Annotated in this window: 20 protein-coding genes and 2 pseudogenes; 6 read left to right on the forward strand and 16 right to left on the reverse strand. The window is 51.1% G+C overall.

Annotated features, from left to right (window positions below; all coding sequences use genetic code 11):
• Window positions 1-383: 383 nt before the first annotated feature.
• Both JMJ16_RS11155 and JMJ16_RS11160 read left to right on the forward strand, forming a co-directional pair.
• Window positions 384-1,331, forward strand: a complete 948-nt coding sequence (locus JMJ16_RS11155; protein WP_201381199.1) for a hypothetical protein — start codon at window positions 384-386, stop codon at window positions 1,329-1,331.
• 1,382 nt (window positions 1,332-2,713) lie between these two features.
• Window positions 2,714-4,864: a protein kinase gene (locus JMJ16_RS11160; RefSeq protein WP_201381200.1), complete on the forward strand. Its 2,151-nt coding sequence runs from the start codon at window positions 2,714-2,716 to the stop codon at window positions 4,862-4,864.
• A 421-nt stretch (window positions 4,865-5,285) separates the two neighbouring features.
• Here the strand turns inward: JMJ16_RS11160 and JMJ16_RS11165 are convergent.
• The 4 genes and pseudogenes from JMJ16_RS11165 to JMJ16_RS55955 form a co-directional block, all read right to left on the reverse strand.
• Window positions 5,286-6,003, reverse strand: a pseudogene (locus JMJ16_RS11165) (IS6 family transposase).
• 326 nt (window positions 6,004-6,329) lie between these two features.
• Complete coding sequence (locus tag JMJ16_RS11170) at window positions 6,330-6,713, reverse strand: cupin domain-containing protein (protein ID WP_201381201.1); 384 nt, start codon at window positions 6,711-6,713, stop codon at window positions 6,330-6,332.
• 37 nt (window positions 6,714-6,750) lie between these two features.
• Entirely contained in the window at window positions 6,751-7,134 is a 384-nt protein-coding gene (locus JMJ16_RS11175; protein ID WP_236601561.1) for a YbaK/EbsC family protein, read from the reverse strand.
• Window positions 7,135-7,282: 148 nt separating this feature from the next.
• Window positions 7,283-7,405 carry a hypothetical protein gene (locus JMJ16_RS55955; RefSeq protein ID WP_255553177.1) on the reverse strand — a complete coding sequence of 41 codons (123 nt, stop codon included), beginning with the start codon at window positions 7,403-7,405 and terminating at the stop codon, window positions 7,283-7,285.
• Between the two features lie 185 nt (window positions 7,406-7,590).
• Between JMJ16_RS55955 and JMJ16_RS11180 the strand changes: the two genes are divergently transcribed.
• Together JMJ16_RS11180 and JMJ16_RS11185 are read left to right on the forward strand one after the other, a co-directional pair.
• The gene (locus JMJ16_RS11180; RefSeq protein WP_236601404.1) at window positions 7,591-8,625 is read left to right on the forward strand and encodes a helix-turn-helix domain-containing protein; all 1,035 of its coding nucleotides are present in this window, start codon (window positions 7,591-7,593) and stop codon (window positions 8,623-8,625) included.
• Between the two features lie 374 nt (window positions 8,626-8,999).
• The gene (locus tag JMJ16_RS11185) at window positions 9,000-9,194 is read left to right on the forward strand and encodes a hypothetical protein (RefSeq protein WP_201381203.1); all 195 of its coding nucleotides are present in this window, start codon (window positions 9,000-9,002) and stop codon (window positions 9,192-9,194) included.
• 58 nt (window positions 9,195-9,252) lie between these two features.
• On the opposite strand, the gene JMJ16_RS11190 is transcribed toward JMJ16_RS11185, so the two are convergent.
• Window positions 9,253-10,176 carry a carboxymuconolactone decarboxylase family protein gene (locus JMJ16_RS11190; RefSeq protein ID WP_201381204.1) on the reverse strand — a complete coding sequence of 308 codons (924 nt, stop codon included), beginning with the start codon at window positions 10,174-10,176 and terminating at the stop codon, window positions 9,253-9,255.
• Window positions 10,177-11,831: 1,655 nt separating this feature from the next.
• Here JMJ16_RS11190 and JMJ16_RS11195 point away from each other — a divergent pair.
• On the forward strand, window positions 11,832-12,443 hold the full coding sequence (locus JMJ16_RS11195; RefSeq protein WP_236601405.1) for a hypothetical protein: 612 nt from the start codon (window positions 11,832-11,834) through the stop codon (window positions 12,441-12,443).
• On the opposite strand, the gene JMJ16_RS11200 is transcribed toward JMJ16_RS11195, so the two are convergent.
• Window positions 12,436-12,864, reverse strand: coding sequence for a hypothetical protein (locus tag JMJ16_RS11200; protein ID WP_201381206.1), 429 nt, complete (start codon window positions 12,862-12,864; stop codon window positions 12,436-12,438). The genes JMJ16_RS11195 and JMJ16_RS11200 overlap by 8 nt on opposite strands.
• 46 nt (window positions 12,865-12,910) lie before the next feature.
• Between JMJ16_RS11200 and JMJ16_RS11205 the strand changes: the two genes are divergently transcribed.
• On the forward strand, window positions 12,911-13,267 hold the full coding sequence (locus JMJ16_RS11205; RefSeq protein WP_201381208.1) for a hypothetical protein: 357 nt from the start codon (window positions 12,911-12,913) through the stop codon (window positions 13,265-13,267).
• Here JMJ16_RS11205 and JMJ16_RS11210 read toward each other — a convergent pair.
• The 10 genes and pseudogenes from JMJ16_RS11210 to JMJ16_RS11255 all read right to left on the reverse strand — a co-directional run bounded on the left by JMJ16_RS11210 (window position 13,264) and on the right by JMJ16_RS11255 (window position 25,125).
• Window positions 13,264-13,755 carry a hypothetical protein gene (locus tag JMJ16_RS11210; protein WP_201381210.1) on the reverse strand — a complete coding sequence of 164 codons (492 nt, stop codon included), beginning with the start codon at window positions 13,753-13,755 and terminating at the stop codon, window positions 13,264-13,266. The genes JMJ16_RS11205 and JMJ16_RS11210 overlap by 4 nt on opposite strands.
• 90 nt (window positions 13,756-13,845) lie before the next feature.
• Window positions 13,846-14,313, reverse strand: a complete 468-nt coding sequence (locus JMJ16_RS11215) for a hypothetical protein (protein ID WP_201381212.1) — start codon at window positions 14,311-14,313, stop codon at window positions 13,846-13,848.
• A gap of 103 nt (window positions 14,314-14,416) precedes the next feature.
• The gene (locus JMJ16_RS11220) at window positions 14,417-14,686 is read right to left on the reverse strand and encodes a hypothetical protein (protein ID WP_201381214.1); all 270 of its coding nucleotides are present in this window, start codon (window positions 14,684-14,686) and stop codon (window positions 14,417-14,419) included.
• Between the two features lie 313 nt (window positions 14,687-14,999).
• A complete protein-coding gene (locus JMJ16_RS11225) occupies window positions 15,000-16,454 on the reverse strand; it encodes an ISKra4 family transposase (RefSeq protein WP_201381216.1) in 1,455 nt (484 codons plus the stop codon).
• 287 nt (window positions 16,455-16,741) lie between these two features.
• A complete protein-coding gene (locus tag JMJ16_RS11230) occupies window positions 16,742-17,125 on the reverse strand; it encodes a hypothetical protein (protein WP_201381218.1) in 384 nt (127 codons plus the stop codon).
• A gap of 570 nt (window positions 17,126-17,695) precedes the next feature.
• Window positions 17,696-18,406 (reverse strand): annotated as a pseudogene (locus JMJ16_RS11235) (IS6 family transposase).
• 105 nt (window positions 18,407-18,511) lie between these two features.
• Entirely contained in the window at window positions 18,512-21,028 is a 2,517-nt protein-coding gene (locus tag JMJ16_RS11240) for an Hsp70 family protein (protein WP_201381219.1), read from the reverse strand.
• Window positions 21,021-21,584 (reverse strand): hypothetical protein, encoded by a 564-nt coding sequence (locus JMJ16_RS11245; protein ID WP_201381221.1) that lies wholly within the window; start codon window positions 21,582-21,584, stop codon window positions 21,021-21,023. The genes JMJ16_RS11240 and JMJ16_RS11245 overlap by 8 nt, the downstream gene beginning before the upstream one ends.
• A gap of 20 nt (window positions 21,585-21,604) precedes the next feature.
• On the reverse strand, window positions 21,605-23,266 hold the full coding sequence (locus JMJ16_RS11250; RefSeq protein ID WP_201381223.1) for a hypothetical protein: 1,662 nt from the start codon (window positions 23,264-23,266) through the stop codon (window positions 21,605-21,607).
• A 116-nt stretch (window positions 23,267-23,382) separates the two neighbouring features.
• Window positions 23,383-25,125, reverse strand: a complete 1,743-nt coding sequence (locus JMJ16_RS11255) for a WD40 repeat domain-containing serine/threonine protein kinase (RefSeq protein ID WP_201381225.1) — start codon at window positions 25,123-25,125, stop codon at window positions 23,383-23,385.
• Window positions 25,126-25,341 lie beyond the last annotated feature (216 nt).

The raw sequence follows: 25,341 nt of genomic DNA on the forward strand, positions 1-25,341 counted from the left end.
AATAAACACGTTTATTTCTCTTGACATCCTGCTCAGAAGCTGTTAGACTCATAAAAGTAAACGCGTTTACTTTTATGAGTCTAACAGCTTCTGAGCAGGATGGTTATCTCCTGGCTACAGCTGGAAGAGAGGAGTAGTTGCTCCAGAAGTGGAGGTGGTGCAGAGATGGGCCAGAACGTTCCTGCCAGGAGAGAGATTTTTATTACCAGCCGCGAAATAAGCATGCGATACGTGCTGTTTTGTCAAATAGGTGAGGAACTATTCTGTTGATATATCGCGACTTCCTTTGCGGCTGATGGTAGCAATCTTCCATCTAGCCCTGTCAGAAGCAAAGGAAAAGCACCTCTCACCCCTCTTCGCGAGGGAAAGGAAGGAACGTATTCATGTCATTCTTCTACCCTGAAATGTCGTCTGTCCGCCCTCCAAGAATATTCTGGCCATTGCTTATTCTGGCCATTGTTCTGGCAGCAGAGACTGCTGCCGTCCTCGCTTACCACACCATCTCGGGCCAGGATATGAGCAATGGAATGGTGTTCTATATAGCTGCCCCGCTAGCCGCCTTACTCATCGGTTTGCCCTCCTGGTGGTTCTATGTGGTTGAACCCAGGCGAGTGACGGTCCTGCGTGGATTCACTGTTGGAGCACTTGGGAGTCTTGTGACGCTTCTCTTGGTTGGGATGCTATTCGGGCCATTTTGGTACATAGCCGTCTTCCTGGCAGGATGGGCTACCACGCCAATCGGTGGGATAGCTGGTATCATCCTTGTCTATCTGCAGCGTACACTGACACACTTCTGGCCCTTGCCAACGGTTCCTCAACAGGACGATACCCCTTGCCAGGAGCGCGTGAGCAAGCATTCCCAGACATCGGTTGCGCGACCACACTGGGTTTTCTGGTTGCTCCTGGGGCTGGGCTACGGCCTGCTCTCAGAAGTGACCGCTCTGCTCTTTAGCCACTTTGTGACCCCCCAAAGCCTGTACTACCTGGCGATCGCTGGTCCCCTGGCATCCCTGCCGATTGGTGTACTCATCTGGTGGCGTTTCATGGTGAGATCCGGACGAGCGACCATCTGGCGCGGCATATTCACAGGGGTTTTAGGGAATACAGCCGCGTATCCTTTCATTGGGACATGCTATATATTGTCTTCACAGCCATCCTCAGGCAACAGCTTAATATATATGCTCACATCTCTACTCTTTATGCTTTGGGAGAGCCTGATCCTGTTAGGATGGATCACAGCGCCGATTGGTGGAATAGCTGGTGGACTGTTCTTCTACCTCCAACGTGTACTGACTTCTTCTCAAGGAGAGAATAGCTTGTTACGGGAATAGCAAAGGGGCATATGGAGCAAATTGGAGAGTTGGCGACTGGGTCGTCAGAGTATCGGGAGCCAAGTATGAACGGACCAGGCATATTCATGGCATGAAAGCACAAATTTGATAGATATGATGGGCTTGTTGCTCACGGTTGTCGTTTATGTTGCTTCCATCTAAGATCGAGATGGGGCCACGCTAGGGTTAATCAAAGGGACAAGACACTTGATCCGCTTGGCTCGTGTTTGGGCAGATGGTGCATACGCTGGTGAACGCTTTGAAGCTCTGCCTGGAGATGGCGCACGAACGAGAGTCTGAGACAATACCCAATCTGGCTCTGATATATTTCACGTGGGTCAAAAGAAATGAGAATGTTTCAGAAGGATTTGATGATGGAAAAGAGTCATACTACAGAATCGCGGTTCCCAATTGGCATCATTCTTCTCTTTGAGTTGCTGATTGAGACAATAGCTATAATAGGAGCAGTGTCGGCTGGCATTGTTCCTTACTATTTCCTCGGACAATATCGTGGATTGCTTGACGCAGGGGAAAGGTTCAGTCTGAACGTCGCAACAGTTCTGTGGCTGCATCCTCTCCGGTTTTTTTCTCATCATTTTCATGGCGATGGTGGATTTCTTTACAGCGAAACCTCACTTTCGTCAAGGAGTTCGCCTTCGTGTGCTCATAGAGCTGGTATCCTTTGGCATTCTGGCAGTCCTTTTCCTTCTCTGTGCTATTGGGCCTGCTGCGCCTTCCCCAGACACCATCTGCCTTTAAGAGGCCATTGAAGAAATTGAGGAGCGAAAGGGTGTCTTTATCAATTCTCGATACTCGTTTTTCGTTTAATAGTCTGTATTACTTTTTACTCCTTTCTATCAACTTGACATTTCTTCAGGGTAGGATAGCTGAAACGATAGGGGGTGTAGATCCGGTGCTAGCACTTCGTTTTTTGCTGTTGTTGGTGGTAAGAGCGAAGAGTTGACAGATTTTAGGGTAAAGAGTGATCAAGCGATGCAAACAGTAATCAATGGTACAGATGTCCCTGGAAAACCCACTTCTCATCCGGTATGCTTCTTGTGAAGAGTGTAAATTGCGTCCTATAGGGGTCCCGATCGAACCCAAGCGTTTTTTGGACAGTGGTATCGCGCTGATCGAATGCCCGGACTGCGCAAGGGCGAGCACGCTTTCCCCACGCAATGGAGTCCTCCGGTTTCCGTCTCATGACAAATGCAAAATCAATACTCCCAATACGGAGCAATGGTGGGCTATGGAAGAAACGACCTGGGGCATGGTTGGAGGATAGAACAAAGCCAGGGAGCAGATCTATCATAACGGAAAATATGATTCGTCAAAAGATTTCTTTCTTGTGAAAAAGGACATGTGCAAAACAGGGAGGGTTTATGACACTCGTAGGGAAACGGTTCAGTCACTATTGTATTCTCCAATTAATCGGAAGAGGCGGTATGGGTGAGGTCTACGTTATTGAAGATGTCCGCGTCCGGCGGCAAGTCGCAGCCAAGTTCATTCGGATGGAGATGATCCAGTCGGACCAGCAATCTACAAGTAATGCCCTACGCCTCTTCTGGCGGGAAGCGACCGCCATTGCTCAGCTCGATCACCCCGCGATCCTGCCATTGTATGACCACGGCGAGGAGATCATCGATGATGCTCACGTTGCGTATCTGGTTATGCCCTATCGTCCTGAAGGTTCCTTAACTGCCTGGCTCAGAAAACGAGCGCAAACGAGACAAACCCCACCTCTGACGCTCAAGCAAATCGCGCATCTCATCCAGCAAGCTGGACAATCTCTGCAATATGCCCACGATCATCAGGTCATGCATCTGGATGTCAAGCCCGCCAACTTCTTGATCCAGAGCAAGTCGGCAACCGACGACTACCCTCATCTGCTGCTCTGCGATTTTGGTATTGCGCGCTTAGCAAGCGCAACCTCCAATGCGAGCCAGCATGTGCGTGGCACTCCCCTCTATATGGCCCCAGAGCAATGGGCCAATCAGCCAGGCTTTGCCAGCGATCAGTATGCTCTTGCGATCATGGCCTACGAGCTGCTCACTGGCAGTCCCCCCTTTCAGGGAGCCCCCCTGAATGTGATGTTTGCCCATCTTCAGGAGCAGCCTCCATCCGCTCGCGAACGCAATCCTCTGCTACCATCAGCCGTTGACCTTGTTTTGCAACGTGCCCTGGCGAAAAAGCCGGAGGAACGCTTCCCTTCGATCACTGAGTTTGCCCAGGTTTTGCAGGAAGCCTTGCAGGAAGTGCGGAAAGAGAGCACGTTTCCCGCTCCCACGACACTCGACGCATCTTCGGCGTATGCTCCTGCGGCCAACAACGGAGCCGCATCCTCTAGCAACATGCAGCTTGCTCAATCCCTTCCTCCTATGTCAGTTGTTGTCCCTGTGCAGGAGAAGGTCACGCTTTCTTCGAGCGTCTCTGCTGAGGCAGCTAGGGTCACGGCTCCTCGTTCCCTGATTATGTCTACGCAGCCTGCCAGTGCATCTCCGAGTTCAGCTACACGTTCTCCGTCAGTATCTGTGCGTCCCACCAAGCGACGCTCTCCCCTTCTTGTTGGGGCCTTGCTTCTCCTGATCCTCGTCTTTATCGCTGGAGGGAGCTTTAGCATATGGCGTGTAGCCACTGCGACTACTCAAGCCAATGGGAAGGCCACTGCGACTACTCAAGCCAATCCTGGCAGGACGTGGCATGTCCAGACTTCTAATACTGATGCTCCCCTTCAAGATGTAGCGTGGTCCGGCTCGCAGTTTGTTGCTGTAGGGCATGACACAATTCTCACTTCATCTGATGGGCACACCTGGATAGCCCAGAACTCAGGAACTTCGCAAGAAGACCTTAATGATGTGGCCTGGTTAGACTCGCAGTTTATCGCTGTGGGGTGGAATGGGCAGGGGAGTATGATTCTTACTTCGCCTGATGGGCGCACCTGGACGACCCAGTACTTGGGTCCTCCGACGAACCTTTTGGGTGTAGCGTGGTCCGGCTCACAGTTTGTCGTTGTAGGAGGTGCGGGGGACAGCGGCACGATTCTCACCTCGCCTGATGGGCACACCTGGACGACCCAAAGCTTTGATCTTCGGCAAAATATTTGGGGTGTAGCGTGGTCCGGCTCGCAGTTTGTCGCCGTCGGAACATCTGGCACGCTTCTCACCTCACCCAATGGACACACCTGGATAGCCCAGAACTCAGGAACTTCGCAAGACCTTCAGGGTGTGGCCTGGTTAGATTCGCAGTTCATCGCAGTGGGAAAGTTCGGTACAATCCTTACCTCACCCGACGGCCACACCTGGACAGTCCAGAACTCAGAAACTCCGCGAGACCTTACTAGCGTAGCGTGGTCCGGTTCGCAGTTTGTCGCCGTGGGGTGGTCTGGAACCATGGGAGAGTCCGGTACAATCCTTACCTCATCCAACGGACACACCTGGATAGCCCAGAACTCAGGACCTCTTACTAGCGTGGTCTGGTCCGGCTCGCAGTTTGTCGCCGTGGGAGATCTTGGCTTGATCTTTACCTCGCCCTAAGCCATTTGCAGAAATATATTCTCAGTAACGCGATCTCCCGAACGCACGAATTATTTACAACATTCGGTACTGATGCCCCAGAAGGTTGAGCAGCACAACCATTGGTATTGTCAACTTATCCATCGAGGAGGATCATGTTGCTCAAACGACGCTTTTTGAAAGGAAAAGGATGGGAATAACTGGGAAAATGTTCTGATTATGCAGCGTTGTCTCCGTTGGTGATCTCACCCCAACTCCCAGATCGCTCCTGTAGAAGGGCACGATACTCCGAGGCTTTGAGATGATGTCTTCGCGGTCGGAAGTGATCTGAAATGAGGCCAAAGGGTACTGTCAACTTAACCAGAAAAATGAAGAGTATTGCTGAGGTATGGCGAAGAAAGATGCTGATGGGTCATGGAAAATGGGGAGGGGATACCTATGGTTATGCGACTCGTTTTGCTCCAGTCACTTCTTTCCATGTTTGCAATCGGTCCTGTAAAAGGGTACGATATTCCCCGGCAGTCAAACGGTGACGTCGCGGTTGGAAATGCCCAGCAATGGGGCCGAAAGCAGAGAGAAAGCGTTGGGCCTGTTTGGCTGATTTGAACCGCCGCATCTTCTTTTCACGCAGCCGCGTGGGTTGGTGGGAGTTTTCCGCTCGATTGTTTGAGCCCTTTGTGCTGGCGATGCTCCACACCAGGCAGGATCTCACGTTTCGCTGCTCCATAACTCTTCAGTTTATCTGTGATGATCACACGCGGGACGTACTGAAGCCCTTTGAGTAGCTTCCGAAAGAAGCGTTTCGCCGCTTGTTTTTTCCGTCGGCTTTGGACAAGGATATCGAGCACGTTGCCATCCTGGTCCACGGCCCTCCAGAGATAGTGCGTTTTCCCGTTGATCTTGAGGTATACTTTATCCAGGTGCCACTTGTCTCCCGTTTTCGGGCGACGATGTTTCAGCTCATTGGCGTACGTCTGGCCAAATTTCAAACACCACTGTCTAACAGTTTCGTAGGTCAACACGACCCCACGCTCTGCCATAATCTCTTCGACATCACGGAAACTCAAGGAAAAGCGGAAATACAACCAGATGCAGTGGCCGATAATCTCAGATGGGAAGCGAAAGCCTTTGGAGAGGGATGCAGATGCCTGTGTTTTCATGGCTATTAGTCTACCAGAAAGTTTAGCCGTTCAGCAAGTTGACAATACCGGTGACTGAGAGAGGAACCAAACGATGAAGAGGAAAGGCATCTGAATCATGATGGGGTCTTGCCATAACAAGAGAATCCTCCTTTGGAGAGGGCTGAGGCCTTTGACGTCGAGATCTCTCCTCAGCCTTTTCCAGAACAGACCATGAGGTGCTAATTCCTCTCACCCTTCTCATTCGAGCAGTTTCGTGGCTATTAAAAAAACGGTGCATAGAAAAGCCCGTCATGTCAGCCATTGCCATGGCAATGGTGGTAACGACAGCAAGAGCTTTGCCATGTTCAGTCGCCGGTTGGGATGACTCCAGCTCCCTCTATCATGAGAATCACTGTGCGCTCTGGGGCTTGTGTCCGATGCATCACCCCTTTGGGGATCGTGAATCCCTGTTGTGGCGCGAGTTCAACCGTTTGGCCCTCTAACTCAATGAGGAAACGTCCTTCGAGGACAAAAAAGAATTCATCTTCCATCTCATGCTTATGCCAGTGAAAGACTCCCTGCATAATTCCGAGTCGCACGACGCAATCATTAATCCGACTGAGAGTCTGGTTGTACCAGGAGTCTTGACAAGCGTTCACAAGTGTCTGAATGTCAATGCGTTCCAAAGGAGCATAGTGTGTATTTACATTGATCGCATAAGATGCGTGTGCTTCATGTGTATTCATCATGGCCTCCTGGCTGATCTCGTAAGAAGAAAACGTGTTTTCATGACAAAGCCGTCCTCTCTAGAGAAGAAACTCCTTCCGATAGGGTTCTTCGATCCAGGATAAGGCGTCCCAGACGAGGTTTGGCTACCGTGATATAGTCACTGGTTCTCAACACCATTGAGCGGTCTAAGCGCGCCGCATTGAAGTAGATCTCATCGTTTTCGAGCAGCGAGGGATCGACGACCACCTCTAATTCTGGGCTGAAGGAGAACGGAAGGATCGTTCCTGTCACACTGCCTGCGAGCCGTTCAGCGATATCCGATGAGGCGAATGCCACGTAGGTTCCCTTCATTAACGTTTTGACTGCTGGTAAGTCTACCCTTGCATCACCTGGGATAACAGCCAAAACGTACCTGGTGACTTTTTTGCCGAGTTTCACCATCAAGATAATGCACTTTGCGGCCTGGGAGAGTCTATTCCCCCGCATGGTACTGACGAGTTCTGTACGCCCTTCGGGCGCGTGGTCGATAAGCTGATAGGGTATCCCTGTTGATCGAGCAGGGCAAGGAGACGTGTGTAGGTATCTTCCATCAGATCCATACCTCAGCGATCCTCTCTCGCTCGCCCAGCGAAAGCTTAGGCAGTTCGGTCACGCCAAGAGCAGCGCACGCGTGCTCCCCAGCCTCCCCAAGAGTCGTGTCTAAAAATGACATACATGGAACTCCTTTTGTCTCTTCATTCGACTTTCGTCTGTTCGTTTTCCTGACTGGGATCTCCCCCACGCTCACGACTCTAGCAGTTTTCACGCACAGCCTCTGGGGGCGGGAAAATGCTCCCACGTGATCCCGTTATTTGGCAGAAAACGATGGACATGTTATGATTTTGCCAGAAAGAAAACATGTCTGCCAGTGGCAGAAAAGACAAGGAGCATCAAAAAACTGCCATGCATACCGTCGCGACCATTGTGTACGATGCTGTCAATCCCTTTGAGTTGGCTGTGGCAACAGAAGTCTTTGGATTTGAGCGCCCCGAACTGGGAGTCCCTTGGTATCGCTTCATGATCACAGCTTCGGAGCCGCGACCTATTCGTACCTCTATTGGCATCTTGCTCACGACGCCGTATTCCCTTGAGCACGTAGCCTCGGCAGATACGATCATTGTTCCCAGTTCGCGCCCTGGGATTGTTCCAGTTTCAGAGACGCTTCTAGAGACCTTACGCCAGTCCTATCAACGAGGGGCTCGCTTGATTGCGTTCTGTACGGGAACCTTTCTGCTGGCTGCCGCCGGGCTGCTGGATGGTCGTCGCGTCACCACGCACTGGGCGTGGGCAGCAGAATTGGCAGCGCGCTATCCTCAAGTACAGGTCGATCCGCAAAGACTCTACATTGATGAGGGCCAGGTGCTGACCTCTGCCGGAACGGCTGCGGCGATTGACCTCTCGCTCCATGTGGTCCGCCAGGATTACGGTGCTGAGGTCGCGGCAGCAGTAGCCAGGAGGATGGTTGTTCCTCTGCATCGTGATGGTGGTCAGGCACAGTACATCGAGACGCCTCTGCTGCCTGTGTTTGATGAGGGTGAACCGTTCGGTGCAACGCTTGCGTGGATGGCAGCCCACCTGCAGGAAGATCTCACGGTGGAGCAGATGGCAACTCGATCAGCGATGAGTCCGCGAACCTTTGCGCGCCGCTTTCATGCAACCGTTGGAACAACCCCTTATCAATGGCTCCTCCAGCAACGTATTGTGCTGGCTCAGCGCTTTTTGGAAACGACAAGCGAAACCATTGAGCGAGTAGCGACCATCTGCGGCTTCAGTTCAGCAGCCACGTTTCGTTTGCATTTTCAACGCACCCTGCACATCTCGCCACAGGCCTATCGCAACGCCTTTCACCGAGAGAACAGAAAAGAAACAGCATCATCTGATCATGACAGATGAGGAACAGCAGGAGATGTCGTGTACCATTTCTTTTTGGCCTTTTCCTCACTGCTTTCCCAGAGAAAAATGCGGCCCTAGGAAAAAAAGGGAACTATGAGGAGAGGGAACAAAGGCGAGTGCTAAGGAAGGAGGCCATCGGTAAAATTGCAATATGTATATAGAAATGCATCGAAATAGAGAAAGCGATACAATGGGTTGCCAATGCCCACTGGTTTTCCCATGCTGGCATGGTGGCCCCTGGTGTTTTTCCTCTGCTCTGCTGTGTTCCCCCTCGCTGCTTCCTGCGCCCTGCTGATTACCCCAAGAGGACTCCTTTTCCCTGTTGCGCTGGTGGTAAATAGCGCGAATGTTCGGCGATTTTTAAGGCGAATGGTATGAAATCGGCGCGAAACATGGGAATCGACCCGGAAGATACTGGAGAAACGGCTCCCCATCTGGGGGATCAGCGTGCAATGGTGTCAATACATCGCCAGCGATCTCGCCTGCTGGTCATTGACCTGAAAGGTGGTTCTTCTCACGGGTTGCCCAACCTATGGGATAGTGCGCACATGGCCAGTGAATGCCATTGACATCCCATCGTTTACTGGTTGTCATCTCGTCGGGCAACGCCTTCTCCGTGCCGCGGATTTACGCTGTCTTCTGAGCCTCCTCCAACACGCCCAGCCCTCGCCAAAAACGATGCAGACCAGCCCCCAGAGCCGCTGCCATCATCAGTTCAAAAGCCGCCTTCTCACTTCCTGCCTGTTCGACGACCTTTGCCACCTGCTCATCGGTGACCTTGTAGGCGGCCTCTCCGATCTGTCGTGCGAGCTCGTCGTAGGGTGCCGAAAGCGGCGGGCCTCCGATTGCTCGCTCTGCCATCGCTTGGCGAAGGAGGGCATCGGTCTTCCCCGGCCCAAAAAGGATGCGCTGGCGTACGGCGTCGGCCAGGACACGATGATCGGGATGTGGGGGAGTCTTCCCCTTCCCAAATGCATAGCCCTGGACCAAGAGCTGCTTGGCAGCTCGATCGAAGTCTTTCTCTGAGAGCATCTGGTAATCGAGGGTATCCGCGCAACGGGTCGTGATGTGAAAGAGGGCACAGACCGCGATGGCATCCTCCAGGGCTTGGGAGGTGACCCCCTTGCAAAGGACGGCCCAGGCATCCTCCGGTGTCAGTTCGCCAGGTCTGCGAGTTAAGATCTCTAGGAAGACGAGGATTGCCTGGAGGTTGGGGGACAGCTCCACCTGCCGGAAATTCTCAAGGGTGGAGAGCACCTGTGGCCTTCCCAGCGCTCGCGCCGCGATAGCGCCATGAGCTCCAATACAGAAAGGGCACGAATTCCACCTGGCGGTTATGGCCGCCATCAGTTCCCGCTCTCCGACGCTCCAGGCGCTTTCCCCGCGCATGGCCGCATGCGTCCAAGCACTCATGGAGTCGCCACTGAACTGTTTGTGGTAAAAGGCGACCCGCGCTGCATCGGGCAGGCGCATCCCTGACATGAGGGAGAGAAAGCGGATGAGGATCTGTGAGAGAAGACTATCGCCGCGTTCGACCTCGTGAAGTCTCATAGGTTTTCCTTTCGTTCTTTACGAGCATTCCGTCCGGGCTAGTGCGAGCGAGGGGATGGCGTCGTGATGATGCCTCAAGGAGGAAGCGGAGTTGCATGAGTACAGAGATATCTGAAGTTTCAAGGTATGCAAGAAATGCTTGCTCTGTGCGAGGCAAACGGATATATTGTTCCTTGTTGCAGCGTCTTTTCTCCCTACTTTACCGGACGTGGTTTGAAGAGTGCGTCGATGTCCTCTGCCCAGCAGTACCGCTCGTTACCGAAGCCAAGTTGAAATCGCTCAATGTTGTTTTTTCTCAGAACGTTCTCCATTGCTGTGTACGAGAGAGAACCGGCTGTCCTTGCACGTCCTAAGAGCAACTGCACTTGTTTGAGTGAGTAGGCATTTCTGCCACTAATAACCACTGGCTTAATTTCAGCGCCCATAACGAATCTCCAATGTAGAAAAGCTTCTTTCTAAAGAGGGTACAATATTGCGCAACATTTGTAAACATTGGGAGTTATTAGCAGCAGTTGAGCAAGGCCCTGCCAGGGGGAGGACGTGCCCATGGTTGTGTGCGTAAAAGCGTGCGATATCGTAGAGATTTATGTGTGTTCTGTCTGAGGGTGGGCGCGCGAGGGCTCCCTTTTCCAGCATGAGGTGTGAAAGAGGTGTGTGTGTAGAGGAATGGAGTGGAGAGAGGAGTGGGCCAGGGTGTAGTGGGGTGCTGGCGCGCTGGTGAGATGTGCTATGAGGGCGTGAGTGGAAGGCTTCTGCAGGAGGTGCTTGATTGATGCTGGTGCGCTATACAAGTGTGTTGAAGTGTTTTATACTACAGATCAAACCCCACACCTATGTTGGGTGTGATCCATGTTTTTGGCGAAAGAGTGAGTCCTTGTGACTTGCTCTTTTTTTCTCGGAGCGCTTTTTCCTGGGGAAAGCGGGTCACTCTTCTGGTAATTTGCGTGAATGTTGAGCCAAAATCGGCGCGAAATGTGGGATTTTGGCGCGAATGTTGAGCAGCACAGCCATTGGTAACGAATCAAGCCGCTCCACAAGCAGATGACTGCAAATCGTTTTTGTAAATTCGGTTGCTCATTGATACATCTTTTGCTCGATGTATCTTACCAAGCCCCCGTGAAAATATGGGGCGAAGGGTCGGACATATGATCGTTCTCTTGCCAAAAATTGGTTGAAATCGGGTTACTTCTGTCCAGAATTCGAGCAATTCAAGCATGTTTCCTTTCCTGAATTTACAGCTTTCGAGAATCGTGAGCCGCTTCCGAGGCGGGTTCTCGCCCGACCAATGGTTGAGGTGCTTAATATTCGCGCCGAATTCCCATGTTTCGCGCTGAAAAGTGCTTAACATTCGTGCTATTTACCACGAACGTCCTTCATTGCTGTTATGCTTTCTGTGAAGAAGTGACATTCCCCCCTCTTGTCAACAAGCAAATGCTGTGGCTAAGATGGCTTCTGAAGCCGTTTCGCACTCTACCAACTGTATGCTGCTGCAATCTCGTTGTGCAATCCGTGGGTTCAGCGCGTTCAAGTACATACCCAATTAGGGGGAAGTATGTCCCACTATAATTGAAATATAGAGGTTATCTAAACTTCTCCGGGATAGCACCGTGCGTCCCGTTTCATGTTCCTTACACGACCACACGAAAGGAGCAGATATGTCCTATCTTTTACATTACATACGACAAACCATCATGTCCGCTCGTCAACATCATAGGCAACTGCACATACGACGAACCATTATGTTTGCTCGTCAACATCATAGACAACTGCAGGGAATGCTCCTCATCGTTGCTCTCCTGGCCAGCATGATCCTGCTTGCCCACTCCCTCGCTATCACCCAGCAAACGGCAACGCACTATGCACCCTCGTTACATCCATCTATCGGCTATCCACATGGTGCTAGTTCCCCCGCTGCCGTTCCGCAGAACTCGACCCCCCAGGTCGTCTACTCGGATGGCGCTAGCTCCCCGCTGCCGTTCCGCATAACTCGACCCCCCAGGTCGCCTACTCGCATGGTGTTAGCTCCCCTGCTGCCGTTCCGCATAACTCGACCCCCAGGTCGCCTACCCGCATGGCGCTGGCCTCCTCAATATGACCTATCCTGGGTGGACTCGCTCCTATCATCGTCTATCCTGGCGACAGCCCATCCATCGCCTATCCTGGCGACAGCTCATCCATCGTCTATCCTGGCGACAGCTCATCCATCGCCTATCCTGGCGACAGCTCATCCATCGTCTATCCATCTAGCGGCCCTTCCGCTCAGCTGAAATAGCAACCTGTCACGCAGTGTTGTTGGAAAGACGCAGAATCCCGTCGGTTCCGTTGCGACCAGTGAATTGTCACAAGCAGTTCACTGGTTTCTTTGTCTTCAAAGACCCCTTTGAGCATACCCACATTGGGCACGAATGCCAGGCGGGGTTTGAGTGCAGGAATCATTTTCAGTTCGGTATCGTAGTAGAACCCCTCTGGCCCCATCTGGATGTCCAGATGTTGACGGTGGAGACGCAAACAGGTCCGTCGAAGGTTTCGTCTGCTCCAGTCTCGCCAGAGCAGCGGAGCCGATCCCACCGGCAGAGGATGAAGCAGGAGGCTCATCTGGCGCGGTTTGGTCGTGGTGCTGCCGTTGCATTGGCACTGTTCGCGCAAGGAACACGGACGGCAATCGTGAATGCTGGCCCCATAGACCACGCGCAGGGTGCCATCGGCTTTGCGGCGGTGTTCGTGCGGGAGGAGTGTGCTGCAGCCAGGGAGGGAGACGATCGGTGTACTGGTTCATGTGGAGCGCTGTTATCTGTATGTGCAAGGGCATGTGGTGATTGAAGAGGGGAGTCAGCTCTGCGAGATTCTCGGCTGGGCTAGTGTGGTTGGTCCGGACGAGGAATTGGATGTGCTTATTTTAGGAGATGCAGCCGCGGAAGATGAACGAGCCTGGCGCTGGGTTTGTCCAACACCGGGCTCTGTTTTGCTTTTGTCCACGCATCCGCTGGCCGAGGAGAGGCATTTTCTTAAGGAATGTTCATCCAGGGCCAGGTCTGACGCTTCTGGTGTTCTGGCGCGCCGGATCCGTAGCTATAACGATCCCTCTTCTTAGAAACGGGTGGCAGGGAGAACGCTTTCTTTAGATGCCATAGGGGGTCTAGACTCAGAAGCCTTTTCTATCAGCTGCTGGCGTGTCCATGTGGCCAGTTGCTCGCGGAAATGGGAGAAGTCAGAAAGGTTCGAGGCGATGGCCAGGGCAAGCTCGAAGGCATCCTGCCGTCTTTCGTGCTCAACGAATGTCATCAGGCGATCTAGGCGGGCAACAACGAATTCTGTCTGCCACTCGGGGTGTTTCTTCACCCATTCAGCAAACTGGAGAAGATTATGCTGGTATTGGAGTGTATTGACAACGCGAAGAAGTTGCAGGATGGCGGCGTATTCTCCGCTATGAGTTGAGGAGAAGTCAGTTGTTCCCAGCCAGGTGATTAACTCATCTAATGTCTCCAATTGCTCGACACTGGCGGGATATCCCGTCAGGTTGTGGTAGCTGCAGAGACTGAGGATCTCAGATTTGAGGAGTTCTGCTATGTTTCTCTCCATCGTGTGTCTTCAACTTTCTTTTAGGTAAAATGCGTTGGGAGGCTGTTGCCGAGGGGGAGCCTCCCGGCTTTTGTTTCAGGTGTGGGCAGGTTACTGTCTCTCGTGAGTGCTGAGCGCCTCCTGGAGGAGAATACCTTCAATGGAATCAGAAGAGTAGAGGTACCATTGGCCTGTGCGAAACACATAGGTCCAGGGCGTGTCTTGCTGCTGATTCAGCAGCAGCAGCAAATCAAGGCTCCCGAGCTCCTGCGCCTGCTCATCTGTTGGCTGGCTCCGGCGGCGATCGTAGTCCCGACGTTTAAACTGACACCAGTTTTGGGTTTTCAGCCGCAGTTCGGGGTTGTGTTGTGCCTCAAAGAAATCGTGGGATTTCCCCAACTCAGGTCTCAGTCGATAGAGATTCCCTCCATCCAGCAGTTGTTGAACGCGCTCCAGTGTCTGGAAGTGCTGGAGCAGGATCTGGCCAGCAAAGGCTGGGTAGCCATCCTGGCTGAGGTAGATACAATGGACGGTCCCGTCTTGGTGAGCAATGCAGGCAGGTGTACCGATGTCTCTCAAGCTCCTTTTTGCTAAGCCGAATGCTGTCTTGCTTCGGCATGCTCATGATGTTGAGAAGCCGTGAGAGGGTGATGATCCCTCTCCATACTCTCTGCTCTGGGGGTTAGTGCATCCACCACTGCATTCTTGTCGTTTTTGTTTGGTTTGCCTGGACGAGGCCCTTGTTAATAGCTTGCTGGGCCCTGGCCTGTCCGGCGCGTCCATACCGGCCACGCAGGTAGGCTTCAACGCTCGAGTAGTCAACATCTTCTGTCAACTGTGGATCATTGATGCTTGATGTTCCCTGGCTGCAGGTGTGAATGAGAGGCATCATGCAGTCGCATGTGCTACACCAGGACCAGGAGGACGCGCGGCTTTCAATCTCGGCTGACATGGGGAATCTCGCTTTCTAATGAAAGATCTCATGAACAAATGGGCTCGTCTCGCCGACGGTGGTAGTGTCGGTAGGTTTGGTACCAAACTCACTTTCGAACCCTCTCATGACATCGCCATACAATTTGTAGTCATCCATGTTTCTACCCTACATCGCCATACAATTTGTAGTCATCCATGTTTCTACCCTACATCGCCATACAATTTGTAGTCATCCGTGTTGTTGTCGCTAAGGAGGCAAGGTCGCCAATTGGCAGAACATGCTAAAGTGGTAGGGAGAACCGCCTGCGGGTGTAGGAAAAAGTTGTAGGTCATCAAACCGCCTCACGGCAAGCTTGCCAGGACTGATCAAACTCCTGGTTGAGTGCAGCGGTGCGCAAAGCGAGAATGGCATCAAGGCCCTGGGGAGTCCAACGCATCCCAGAACGTTTGGTTCGCGTGGCGACCACGGTTTTGCACGCCGCCTCCGCGATCCCGCTGCCCAGATGGATGCCTTGCGCTCGAAAAACCGGGTAGCGCATGCGAGACATGTTCGTGCGGAAATAGTCAGCTTCTGTTTCCCGAAGGCTGCGGGTTTTGCCTGGTTCAGGCGCCAGAGGAGGCAACTGTTCGATGGCCGCAATCACCTGTTCGACCTTTCCCTCACTGAGGTAGTCGATGGCGGCTTGTGCCCAGGAGTCGCGCAGATCAGGTTCAGCCGCGAAGGCAGCCCGCGCGACATCCCAGACATGCTCACGGGCATGATATTCATCGACGATCTGGAGGGCTCCAGGAAACTGCTCCTCGGCCAGGTTCCAGATCCATTTGGCCCCGTCGCCCAAAATGACGACTTGCCGCGCCCGCGAGAGGCCGTGGTGGCGAGCCAGCGCATACAGCTGAGGTGCAAACTCCTCTGCCGTCGTTCGTCGGGCCACATACTTGATGCTCACCGGACGATCGATCAAGACTCCTGGAACCAGGTCTGAGCGCTCCGGTCCTGGCTCGCCCACAAACACGGCTCCCACTTTCACTTCGCGATACGCATCTCCCTCACGCTGCTGTTCGTGCGCTTCCATCGGCACACTTCCCCGGCGGAGTCGGGCCATCACCCCATCCATTTCGACATACAGCCGCCGGATTGGCTCTCCGTGTTCTTCCTGGCGTTCTTTTTCACTCCGGTGTTTTTCTGCTCCTTGCGTGAGCAGCTTCTGCACCTGCTGGTCTTCGAACTGCCGAAATGCTTCGCCAGCAGGCTGGATCACGTGGCCCACTTGCCGGGTGGAGATCGCCAGAGGAAGCAGCCGAGCCAGCGTTTCAGCCACTTCTTCGTGCGTCAGGCGGGCGGACAGAAAGCTCACCAGACGGCGCACTCCTGGACTGCTTCGGCGCCCAACGAGCCCCCACCGCTGATCAAAGGGGGCGACTCCGGGGCAGGCCGGCAACGGGTTCTGTCTCCCAGCAAGGCGCTTGGGTTCCTGACAATGGTAATAGGCTCGTCGGATGGTCAGAGGTCCCATGACAGTGTTCACTTGCTTCTCTCGGTAGCTCACCAGCCGTAGCGTATGCCCATAGCTTCCTTCGATCGGGCTGGCGGCTTCCTCTTCACGAGCTTTCTGCCTGAGGAGTTCCTCCAGGGCTGTTCGCCCAAACTCCATGATCGCTTTGAACACCGTTTGCTCCAACTGATCCAGATCCCCCTCTTTTAGGTCTTCGATATGACCCACCAGCTCCTCGACCGCTTTCTCTGCCAGGTCCAACAACGCCTCTTTGATCTCTTCATTCGTTTTCATTCTGAGAGCATCCTTCTCGTGTTTTTGAGTTGAGGTGAGTGTAGATCACGGCGCTTTGTGGGCCCAAATTGGATAATTAAATGGGTGGCAAGACAGGTAAAAGAGGTATATTCAGCACTTAAAAAAGAACTCATCTCGCCCTACTGGCCGTTTCAGTCGCCTAGGCACGCACCCATCGAATTGTCCAAATTTGGCCCACGAAGCAAATTTATTTACACACACTAAAGCCCGCCAACGTTCGCTTTTTCATATCCTGCTCACATATTATTCAATCAGGGATGAGCTTTCTATTTGGGGTTCTCAGCGAGCCATTGTTGATATGCTGCCCAAATCTCTTCTGACATTTGCTTGTAGAGAGATCTTGTACGTTTCGGGCGTTTCTCCAATTTTGAGTCAAGAACACCACCAAACCAGGAGCGGAACTCCTCGTAGAGAATACTTAATACTGTATCTGGTGACTTTGCTTCATCTAGCACACGTGCGAGAATAGTTCCCACTTCTAAATAATAATCAGTGCGTGATGGATTGCCCAAAGTAAGGCCCATTGGATCACGATGAGCCAGTATATGAGATACCCTTGTAAATAACCAATTATATTCTTGCTCAAGTCGCGTTGCTAAAGCCCAATGACGCCTTGATTTTTCCTGTTTACTTTCCTCTTTTTTATCCACCTGCCACAATTTCCTTTCAAATTTGTAAAGTCCTGTAAGGTACAAGTACTAGAGAAATCTAGCACTTGTACCAAAGAGAGATTGATTACAATACGGGGAATGCTGTGATTAATCTTCCAGTCCTGTAGATCACGGCGCTTTGTGGGCCCAAATTGGATAATTAAATGGGTGGCAAGACAGGTAAAAGAGGTATATTCAGCACTTAAAAAAGAACTCATCTCGCTCTACTGGCCGTTTCAGTCGCCTGGGCACACACCCATCGAATTGTCCAATTTTGGCCCACAAAGCAAATTTATTTACAAGTTGAGGATACTCTCTTTTTGCCCCCTTGCCTACAACTTTTTCCTACACCCACCGCCTGACTGCCTGCTCTTCTCTTGACAACGTGCTTCTTTCTCATTACAATACGAATATGATATGCAACCAAAGGTTGCACAAATGGGCTCGACTATAGAAGCGTTGGACATGTGACATGACGTCAGGAGAATTTCAATGACCGAGAAGATCGGGCTGTGTTGCAAAGATTTACGAGGGAAGACGATGGGCGTGAAGTCTCATTTCTTGTTGCGCTTAGGCAACCAGTCCAAACAGGCTGGCAATGAAGGAAATCTGTCCAGGAATGTTCCCTTTTTCCACCCCATGCATCTGTCCCTTGCGAATCATATGCATACTCTCGTATCCCTGTAAGGTATGCCATGCTGTTTCAAAAGAAAAGAAGCCCAATCCCGGTTTCACCAGCCGTTTGATGAACTGGTGATCTTGTTCAATCAGGTTGTTGAGATACTTGCTCTGCCGCAGTTCACAAGGACCTGCAAGGGTCCCCGCTGCTTTCAATTCGTTGAAGGCCTTGGGATAGGCCGCGTTTTTGTCAACGGTGATGACGCGGGGAATTACCGTATAGGAGGCTCCGAGCGCTTTCGCGAAAAAGCTCTTGGCGGCTGGTGCATCGCGGGTAACACTCAGATGGAACTCCAACGTATTTCCCTGAGAATCCACCGCGCGGTACAGGTACATCCAAATACCTTTGACCTTCACATACGTCTCATCTACCCGCTAGGAATCATTGCTGGGTTTGAGATGAGGCCGACAGCGCTTCTCCAGTTCGGGAGCATACCTCTGCACCCACCGATAGATTGTGGTGTGGTCTACCTGGAGACCCCGCTCCCGCATCATCTCCTCCAGATCCCGATAGCTTAACGCGTATCGTACATACCAGCGGACGCAGAGCAAAATAATCTCCGCCTCAAAGTGACGCCATTTGAAGGGCTGCTGTTCTGCCATGGTGGACGCTCTTGTGTTCTTTTTCCCACCATTCTGACAGATCAGCTTTCTTTTTGCAACACAGCCGCTTACACAGGCGTCGCAGTTGCGCAAAAAAACCTCTCACTAACGTGTCAGCGTGCTAATATCGGTAGGAGGCAGAGACAAGGGAAGCAGTATTTTTAGTTGTTGATTAATAGATCTCAAGGCAGGAATGTTCTTTGTTTGTAGGGCTCGCAACCCTTCATCTATCAACTTTTGGGCTTGTACCTGGTTACGCATGTTATTCTTCATGCCACACAATTGCTCAAACCACATTTGAGGCAGAATATCATGTTTATCAAGTACATACGTGAGTAGTTCGCGTAATTTTCCAACACGTTGTTGTAATACATCAGCATTCTGTGTATATATCGCCTTGTGGATATCGTCTTCGCATTGCTGGAAATGCTGCTTATCCTCTCGAGAGCCATACTCATCCATAATTTCTTGCGCTCTGGCGAGGAGGCGGTTTGTCTCCTGAATGAGATTCGGCCATTCAAGAGCAGTCTCGGCTTGATCAAGTACCATTTTCAAGTCACTCAGTCGTTTGTCACATGCATCTAGAGACTCAGGATCAGTCTGTGCTGCGGCAAGGGCACTCTCAACTTCACGTACCACCTGTTCATTTTCAATTTGTTGCAGGAATGCCGATACTTCTTCTGTATCTTTTTCTAATAGTGCTTTTTCTTGCGTTTTTAGTTTGCTCAGGCGTCTCTTTTGTTCTGCTAAATCCTGCTGGAGATGGGCGATGTCCCGTGTGATATTTTGTCCGCCCAGATGCAAGACTTCTTCAAACTCTTCATCAAGCAGTGGAATATTGGCCTTTGTTCGTAGTAAGCGGGACGTATCAATATCGATGGTAATGCCCACTTCGGCACCAACGGGGACCGTGCGTCGCACCTGTTGCGCTGTAACCTCTAATCTACCAATGATGCGATTGCGATCCGCGCGCGGGCTTTCTCCTTCGACTACTGGAATTCTAATAACACCACCTGCTTGTCCCTGGCTCACTTCAAAAGCAGTGCGCAATGTTTTCTGGCTACGAGCTGGCAGAGATTGTCCCTTCACGAGAAACCATTCTACCTCGTTATTCGCTAAGGCGACTCCGATAGAGTGAGTCAGCGGAATATTGGCAATTACTATGCCCTGAGTATAGCTTAACTTTTGAGGATCTGTGACACTTGGGCAAATCCGCCCGACGGAGTCACGCAATTCAACACTATATGTATTTGTTTCACCGCTCTTCACCCACAATGAGGCAATGAAAGAGCCACTAGCGTCCACGGGAATTTGGCCGCTACGCCAGGGGGGGCGTATGTTCGAGTTGATAAATTCAACTGTGTAGCCTTGAAAACGCTGACTCACCTCACCTTTGATCATGCCACCAACGGTTGTTTCGCTATCGCTACCCTGGAATGCCCACCCTGGGAAAGAAATTGTGTAAGCCCCTTTTGGACGAATGTGTTTCAAGCGAGCTTCATCCTGAATAAGGCGCTGGGTCCCGGCAAAGATAGCAGCCCCCCGTGCAACCACGGTGAGTGGATCAATGCTAAATTCGAGGGGAATGCCCAATCCCTTTTGTTTGTCTGCCAGCCGTTCGCGCAGATAAGGCGTTAGCGTTGGGCCTCCGACCAGCAGGATATTTTCAATCGAGTTCGCTGTCAGGTTTTTTTCTGTGAGGACCTTCTTACAAATATTGATGGAGCGCAAGATAAATGGTTCCATCAACTGTTCCACATCGCTTCTTTTGAGTTCATACTCGAAAGAAATAGGGTGTTTTTGCTCATCGAGGCCCAGAAAGGGAATATGTATCCACAACGACTGATGGTCAGACAGCCGAATTTTGGCCTGTTCTGCCTCAGCCTTCAGCTTGGCAATAGCTGAAATCCAGGCAGGGTTTCCCCGTTGGAAGCCCTTTAACTTGTATTGCTGGGTAAGTGTAGGAATAAAGAGATTTTCGACAATCGCCCAGTCAATTAATTTGCCACCCAGATGATTGTCTCCTCCATGGTTTACTACTCTGATTTCACCATCACGTACCTGGATAACAGCGGCGTCAAATGTGCCTCCTCCCAGATCGTAGACCAGCCAGAAAATCTTGTCGCTCTTACTTTGAAAGCCATATGCCAGCGCCGCTGCCACTGGCTCTTGTAGTAGTGGGCTGGGTGTCAGGCCTGCTAATTCGGCTGCTTGCCTGGTTGCCTTGTTCTGATGCAACTCAAATGCCGCTGGCACCGTAATGACCGCAGCTTTTACATCTTCTTGAGTCCGCTGCATCACGCTTGCTTTGAGGGATTTAAGCACTTCAGCAGAAAGCTCTTCTGGCTTCATCTCTCGTCCACTGAGGGCAAAGCGGTACGTTGTCGAGGTTCCCATTTGCAGTTTGAATTCACTGAAAGCATTATCGGGATCGGACTCAATGCGCTCCCTTGCAGTTCTCCCCACAAAGAGGTGATTATTGCGATCGATCCAGACAGCAGAAGGGGTATATTCCAGGTTCTCATTGTTTTTGAAAACATGAGTATCTCTGCCTTGCAAGACTGCAATGGCACTATTGGTTGTCCCGAGATCTATACCAAAATCAATAGTGTCTCTATTCATGAAGAGTATCTCCTTGTTCGTTTGTAATGGGTGTATCTACGCTTTCTTCGTTTGCAAGAACTGATGTTTCTGGCGTCCCCACAATCACTTCACCAGGCTGTACCATCCGCTGTCTGTAGTAAATAGTGGGCCTGATTGTTTCAAGAACTGTTTCCTCGACAATGCCAGGGGTAGGTTGGAAAGCCAGTACATGGAGGAATAATCCTGAATGGAAGGAATCTCCAGTATGATCAAGTATTTCCAGGCCAGCTTCTAACAGGGTATACCATGCAGCTTCAAAGGGACGGAAGGCCTGGCGCATTTCTTCCAATGGCTGATCTGTGCCTGGTTGAAGCATCTTCTGCCGCAACCGCCAGAGATGTGTAGCCATGTCGAGCAGCAGTTGCATAGGAATCGCTTCATCGGAAGCAGGCGAGGGTGCCTTTTCAGTAGTAGACGAGGCACGTCCCTGGTTGGGTAAGGCGCGCGATATTTTAAGCAACCATACAAGAGGCTTGAGACGAAACTTCCTCAGAGAATACCATTGTCTCGGATGAGTATCGAATAGATCCAACATATCGCTTTCTTTCATACATACTATTGGTAGGGGTTACGTTCAGGGGTGTAATAATATGTGAGGTCCTTCCTTGAAAAGAACGGTTTGGAGCCAATTGCCCACCGTCGTTTGAGCCAGTATTCGACAGGGGGAAAGGACCTGATATCTCTCTCCGCAAACACCTCCCTGGGTTTCAAGAACAACTGTGTGGCAAGTTTGTTTCCCAGTACTATTCCCAGCACTAGTGCGATCCAAATAGGGATGAGCAAAGTAAATAGAGCAAACAGCCAGAATTCTCTGCTCCACAATGAATGCGTCATATATGCAAAGATAAACAATGACGTGAGTGTCAGGGAGAGCCCCAGGAAGGCTCCAAGAAAATCAAAAATTCGGACTTTATTGTGCAATTGTTGGCATTCTCGACAACGGCTCACGGGGATAGTCAGTTTTTGCCACGTAATATGCTTTGTTCTGAGGGCAACAGAATCTATTCTTACGTTTCCAAACATGCGTACATTATGGGCAGCTTCTTTCACAGCTGGGCGAATATCACAATACCAGCAGATCAGATTATCTAAAAGGAGATCAACTGCTTCATCATTCTCCTCAATGCGTGCCAGTGTCAGGTCACCAACCGCTATAGGTTCGATACGGTCCACAAGGGGAGGATAGGCGAGCCAGTCACCGGTTGCGTTCCCATATCGGATTACGCCAGTGAGAGCAAGATCAGCAATTTCATCATGCATTCCATCACGGACGATATTGCCTTCCGGCAACACCAGATCAAGCACACGAAGCATCGGCAAAGCTTGATCTAAAAACGCTGTGACGGTTCTGTTGGCTTTGGAGGGCCGGGCTGAGGTTTGCGTATCTACTGTTTTACATTGCGTCTTGAGGCGCTCCTGAATGGGGTGTATAGCCCCAAACAAGGCGGCATCCACTACCTGGTGCGCAAATTGTGAACTGGACAGGAGGCCTACGTGTCGTTGACAATCATGGACGCTCTCTTGTTCAGCGGCAGTCACGGCTAAGCTGGCATTGATTGAGAGCAATGCCCTTGGCAAGCTGGCACGCAACTGCTGCCCTACCTCCTGGGTCAAACGAGGATCATCAACCATCTTGATTCTTGCACTTACCCGTCGCCAAAATGCCTCATGCTCGGACAAGGCCTTCCAGTAGGCCAGGGCTTCCTGCCAGCGTGTGTCTCGCTCTTGCTGCTCCTGGTTCGTTAACTCTCTCTTGTGAGCGCTGTTTTCCCAATCCAGGGCCAATACATGACAAAGAACCGCCAGGTTATGAAGTCCAATGCCCTCATCCTCGGGTTTCTCTCGCAATTGCTGCCAATGGGAAAAGACCATATTTATTTCCCCACGTTGCAAGGTGAGCAGGGCCTCGTCTGAGCGGCTCTGTCCCCATTGATGAGGCCAGAACCAGAATATCTCATCAATGAGACGTTGGATGGGATCTTTCAAACGGTTGATGACTGCGTCAAATGAAGCAGGTTCCGGCCCCTTGTTCAAGGGAAGAATACGTCCGGCACCAGGAGGAATTGGCATCGAAATATCGAGCGCCTGCTTCATTATTGCCTGTCTCCTGGCTATCTCACGGGCTTCTGCATCGATTGGCAGTTCGATAATACGAAAAACGTTGTTGAGATAGAGTTCAGGACCTATGCTCTTACGTAGGGTCTCTTCAATTGCCATGGGTTTCCTTCTTTGCTATGCTCTTGTACGCTGATTATCTTCACCTAAAGGGCCCCGTGCCGCCTGCGGTGATGGGGAAAGGGGCATCAGCCCCCTACACGCTTCGCCTCTCCTCTTCATAAGCGTACTTGCCAGATATGCACAGTTTTGTCCGCTGATGCTGAAGCAATATAATCACCATCAGGAGACCAGGAGAGTGACATCAACCAGTGCGTATGAGAGGTATAGGTGTGTAGATGCTCTCCTGTGAAAGCGTCCCACATGTGCACTAAACCATCTCGTGCTCCCGAGGCAATGTATCGACCATTGGGCGACCAGGCAAGCGTGTTCACTCCTGCCGAATGACCGAAATACGTCATCAAATTCTCACCAGTGTGAACATGCCATACCTGGACAGTCCCATCAAGAGAACCAGAGGCGACAAATTGCCCATCTGGCGACCAGCTAACTGTGTTCACACTTTTGCTGTGCCCTGTGTATATAAGGATGGTTTCTTGTGCACGTATATCCCATATGTGCGCGGTCTTATCAGCTGAGCCTGAGGCGATGGAGTGACCATCTGGAGACCACGCTAAGCCCCTTATCTCATCAATATGGCTGCAATGAGTGGACAACAATTCTCCAGTGGCAGCATCCCATAGCTGAACACTTCCATCAAAAGTCCCAGAGGCAAGATATCTGCCATCGAAAGGCCAGGCCACGGTTCTGACCCAACTCGGATGTTTAAGGTATGGGAAAAGTACATTCCCCGTTGTGGCGTTCCATATTTGTACCGTCTGATCAAGCGAAGCTGAAGCAAGCCACTGGCTATCAGGGGACCAGGTAAGCGCACTGATACTGTTTGTATGTCCCTCATAGATAGTGGTAGCTTCAATGAAGGCAGTTTGTCTGTTGCTCCACGTAGGACGCCAGACCTGTGCAATTCCGTCAGCCGAACCAGAGGCGATGTAGAGTCCATTGGGAGACCAGGCCACTGTTCTAACCTCATCCTTATGATTGGCATACACCAGAAGTGTTGTCCCAATGGATGATTTGACTCTAGATGCTTCCTCTAATGCGTTGGCAAACGCTATGACATTGACAAAGCGATCCTTCGGACTTTTGGCCAGAGCCTTTGCGATCACCTGCTCTACCTCTGGTGAAAGGTCAGGAACCTTCTCACACAAGGAAGGAATGGGAGCTGTATAATGTTGCACCGCAATCTCTATTGCATCACCCTGGAAAGGGCATTCTCCACACAACCATTCGTAGGTCATAATACCTAATGCATATTGATCGCTCGCGGGCACTGGCTTTCCCTGGATCTGTTCTGGCGCCATATAAGGAATGGTTCCAGCTTTATCCTGGGTCGTGGCGGAATGCGTACTATGTGCAACAGTAGCAATGCCAAAGTCACTGAGCAAGATCGACTTGTGGGAGTTCACCAGTATATTTCTGGGTTTCACATCTCGATGGATTAAGCGGTGCTCATGAGCATAGTGCAAAGCATCAGCGATTTGTTTGACATATTCAACAACAGTTGTGAGCGGTACGCGAGTATGACGGGGATGACGATGGCGAAGTGTGCCGTTAGATGCATAATCCATAACGATAAAAGGAAGATCATCCTCACCTATGCCAAAATCAAGCACCCGGATGATATTAGGATGGGCAAGCCGTATGGTACGAGCTTCATTAATAAAACTTTTGACATCATTGCGATCGGTCAATTGGATATGCAGTACTTTGACTGCGGCGACACTTGCATCATTGATATGCTTTCCGAGATAGACATCACCAAAACTGCCCCGACCTAAGAATTGCGTCAAGCTATATTCACCAAATTGTTGCCCTACTCGATCTGTTTTGCTTTCAACCATCTATATCTCACTCAATAGATTCAGAATAGCCAATCATGTTCAAGCTTCTGGACAAGCCAGCATCTTTGTCAGAAAAAGGATATGGATTTATAACTCAACAAGCTTTCGGCGAATAAATAATCCTTCCTTTATAGGTAATGCTCAAAAGCATTAATTAGCCATTACTATACATAAAAAAACCATCCCTGACAATGAAGCATTTCACTTTTTGAGAGA

The organism is Ktedonobacter sp. SOSP1-52 (assembly GCF_016587395.1).